Annotated in this window: 1 protein-coding gene; it reads left to right on the forward strand. The window is 69.0% G+C overall.

Annotated elements, in window-relative coordinates; genetic code table 11:
* Positions 1 to 18: 18 nt before the first annotated feature.
* Positions 19 to 4016, forward strand: a 3998-nt coding sequence (locus G3A44_RS23015; protein ID WP_310734448.1) for a tandem-95 repeat protein, incomplete at its 3' end; no start/stop codon positions are given.

Genomic DNA, 4016 nt, shown 5'->3' on the forward strand with positions numbered 1-4016 from the left:
GGCCAAACCCCCGTCACCGTGCAAGTCACGGTGAACCCGGTCAACGACGCCCCGGAAGGCGGTGACGTCACCGACCCGGATTGGGACGCCACCGATGGCCGCTATGAGCTGACCACCGATGAGGACATCCCCGTGGGCGGCACGGTCGCCGCGGGTGACGCCGACGGCGACACCCTGGCCTTTAGCGTGGATACCCACCCCAGCAACGGCTCGATCACGATCGACGCCGCCACCGGCGTCTACACCTACACGCCTGATGCCGGCTGGAGCGGGGTCGATTCCTTCATCGTCCTGGTCGACGACGGCAACGGCGGCCAAACCCCCGTCACCGTGCAAGTCACGGTGAACCCGGTCAACGACGCCCCGGAAGGCGGTGACGTCACCGACCCGGATTGGGACGCCACCGATGGCCGCTATGAGCTGACCACCGATGAGGACACGCCGGTGGGCGGCACCGTGGCCGCGGGTGATGCCGATGGCGACACCCTCACATTCACCCTGGATGCGGACGCCAGCCACGGCACCATCGCCCTGGACCCGGCCACCGGCGTCTACACCTACACCCCAGATGCCGGCTGGAGCGGTGTGGACAGCTTTGTGGTCCTGGTCGACGACGGCAACGGCGGCCAAACCCCCGTCACCGTGCAAGTCACCGTCAACCCGGTCAACGACGCGCCCGAAGGCGGTGACGTCACCGACCCGGACTGGGACGCCACCGATGGCCGCTACGAGCTGACCACCGATGAGGACACGCCGGTGGGTGGCACTGTGGCCGCCGGTGACGCCGACGGCGACACCCTCACATTCACCTTGGATTCAGACGCCAGCCACGGCACCATCGCCCTCGACCCGGCCACCGGCGTCTACACCTACACGCCTGATGCCGGCTGGAGCGGTGTGGACAGCTTTGTGGTCCTGGTCGACGACGGCAACGGCGGCCAGACCCCCGTCACCGTGCAAGTCACCGTCAACCCGGTCAACGACGCGCCCGAAGGCGGCGACGTCACCGACCCGGACTGGGACGCCACCGATGGCCGCTATGAGCTGACCACGGACGAGGACACGCCGGTGGGTGGCACTGTGGCCGCGGGTGATGCCGATGGCGACACGCTGGCCTTCTCTGTCGACACCGACCCGACGCATGGCTCGGTGTCCCTCGATCCGGCCACCGGCGTCTACACCTACACCCCGGATGCCGGCTGGAGCGGTGTGGACAGCTTTGTGGTCCTGGTCGACGACGGCAACGGCGGCCAAACCCCCGTCACCGTGCAAGTCACCGTCAACCCGGTCAACGACGCGCCCGAAGGCGGCGACGTCACCGACCCGGATTGGGACGCCACCGATGGCCGCTATGAGCTGAGCACCGATGAGGACACGCCGGTGGGTGGCACCGTGGCCGCCGGTGACGCCGATGGCGACACCCTGGCCTTTAGCGTGGATACCCACCCCAGCAACGGCTCGGTCACGATCGACGCCGCCACCGGCATCTACACCTACACGCCTGATGCCGGCTGGAGCGGTGTCGATTCCTTCATCGTCCTGGTCGACGACGGCAACGGCGGCCAGACCCCCGTCACCGTGCAAGTCACCGTCAACCCGGTCAACGACGCGCCCGAAGGCGGCGACGTCACCGACCCGGACTGGGACGCCACCGATGGCCGCTATGAGCTGACCACGGACGAGGACACGCCGGTGGGTGGCACTGTGGCCGCGGGTGATGCCGATGGCGACACGCTGGCCTTCTCTGTCGACACCGACCCGACGCATGGCTCGGTGTCCCTCGATCCGGCCACCGGCGTCTACACCTACACCCCGGATGCCGGCTGGAGCGGTGTGGACAGCTTTGTGGTGCTGGTCGACGACGGCAACGGCGGCCAAACCCCCGTCACCGTGCAAGTCACGGTGAACCCGGTCAACGACGCGCCCGAAGGCGGCGACGTCACCGACCCGGATTGGGACGCCACCGATGGCCGCTACGAGCTGACCACCGATGAGGACACGCCGGTGGGTGGCACCGTCGCCGCGGGTGATGCCGATGGCGACACCCTCACATTCACCCTGGATGCGGACGCCAGCCACGGCACCATCGCCCTGGACCCGGCCACCGGCGTCTACACCTACACCCCGGATGCCGGCTGGAGCGGTGTCGATTCCTTCATCGTCTTGGTCGACGACGGCAACGGCGGCCAGACCCCCGTCACCGTGCAAGTCACCGTCAACCCGGTCAACGACGCGCCCGAAGGCGGCGACGTCACCGACCCGGACTGGGACGCCACCGATGGCCGCTATGAGCTGACCACCGATGAGGACACGCCGGTGGGCGGCACCGTGGCCGCGGGTGATGCCGATGGCGACACGCTGGCCTTCTCTGTCGACACCGACCCGACGCATGGCTCGGTGTCCCTCGATCCGGCCACCGGCGTCTACACCTACACGCCTGATGCCGGCTGGAGCGGGGTGGACAGCTTTGTGGTGCTGGTCGACGACGGCAACGGCGGCCAGACCCCCGTCACCGTGCAAGTCACCGTCAACCCGGTCAACGACGCGCCCGAGGGCGGTGACGTCACCGACCCGGATTGGGACGCCACCGACGGCCGCTATGAGCTGACCACGGACGAGGACACGCCGGTGGGCGGCACCGTGGCCGCGGGTGATGCCGATGGCGACACCCTGGCCTTCTCTGTCGACACCGACCCGACGCATGGCTCGGTGTCCCTCGATCCGGCCACCGGCGTCTACACCTACACCCCGGACGCCGGCTGGAGCGGTGTGGACAGCTTTGTGGTCCTGGTCGACGACGGCAACGGCGGCCAGACCCCCGTCACCGTGCAAGTCACCGTCAACCCGGTCAACGACGCGCCCGAAGGCGGTGACGTCACCGACCCGGATTGGGACGCCACCGATGGCCGCTATGAGCTGACCACGGACGAGGACACCCCCGTCGGCGGCACCGTGGCCGCCGGTGATGCCGACGGCGACACGCTGGCCTTCTCTGTCGACACCGACCCGACGCATGGCACGGTGTCCCTGGACCCGGCCACCGGCGTCTACACCTACACCCCGGATGCCGGCTGGAGCGGGGTCGATTCCTTCATCGTCTTGGTCGACGACGGCAACGGCGGCCAGACCCCCGTCACCGTGCAAGTCACGGTGAACCCGGTCAACGACGCGCCCGAAGGCGGCGACGTCACCGACCCAGACTGGGACGCCACCGATGGCCGCTACGAGCTGACCACCGATGAGGACACCCCGGTCGGCGGCACCGTGGCCGCCGGTGATACCGACGGCGACACCCTGGCCTTCTCTGTCGACACCGACCCGACGCATGGCACGGTGTCCCTCGATCCGGCCACCGGCGTCTACACCTACACCCCAGATGCCGGCTGGAGCGGGGTCGATTCCTTCATCGTCCTGGTCGACGACGGCAACGGCGGCCAAACCCCCGTCACCGTGCAAGTCACGGTGAACCCGGTCAACGACGCGCCCGAAGGCGGTGACGTCACCGACCCGGACTGGGACGCCACCGACGGCCGCTATGAGCTGACCACCGATGAGGACACGCCGGTGGGTGGCACCGTCGCCGCGGGTGACGCCGACGGCGACACCCTGGCCTTTAGCGTGGATACCCACCCCAGCAACGGCTCGGTCACGATCGACGCCGCCACCGGCGTCTACACCTACACCCCGGATGCCGGCTGGAGCGGTGTGGACAGCTTTGTGGTGCTGGTCGACGACGGCAACGGCGGCCAAACCCCCGTCACCGTGCAAGTCACGGTGAACCCGGTCAACGACGCGCCCGAGGGCGGCGACGTCACCGACCCAGACTGGGACGCCACCGATGGCCGCTACGAGCTGACCACCGATGAGGACACCCCGGTCGGCGGCACCGTGGCCGCCGGTGATACCGACGGCGACACCCTGGCCTTCTCTGTCGACACCGACCCGACGCATGGCACGGTGTCCCTCGATCCGGCCACCGGCGTCTACACCTACACCCCAGATGCCGGCTGGAGCGG

This window comes from Ideonella livida (genome assembly GCF_010499455.1).
Lineage (GTDB): Bacteria > Pseudomonadota > Gammaproteobacteria > Burkholderiales > Burkholderiaceae_C > Ideonella > Ideonella livida.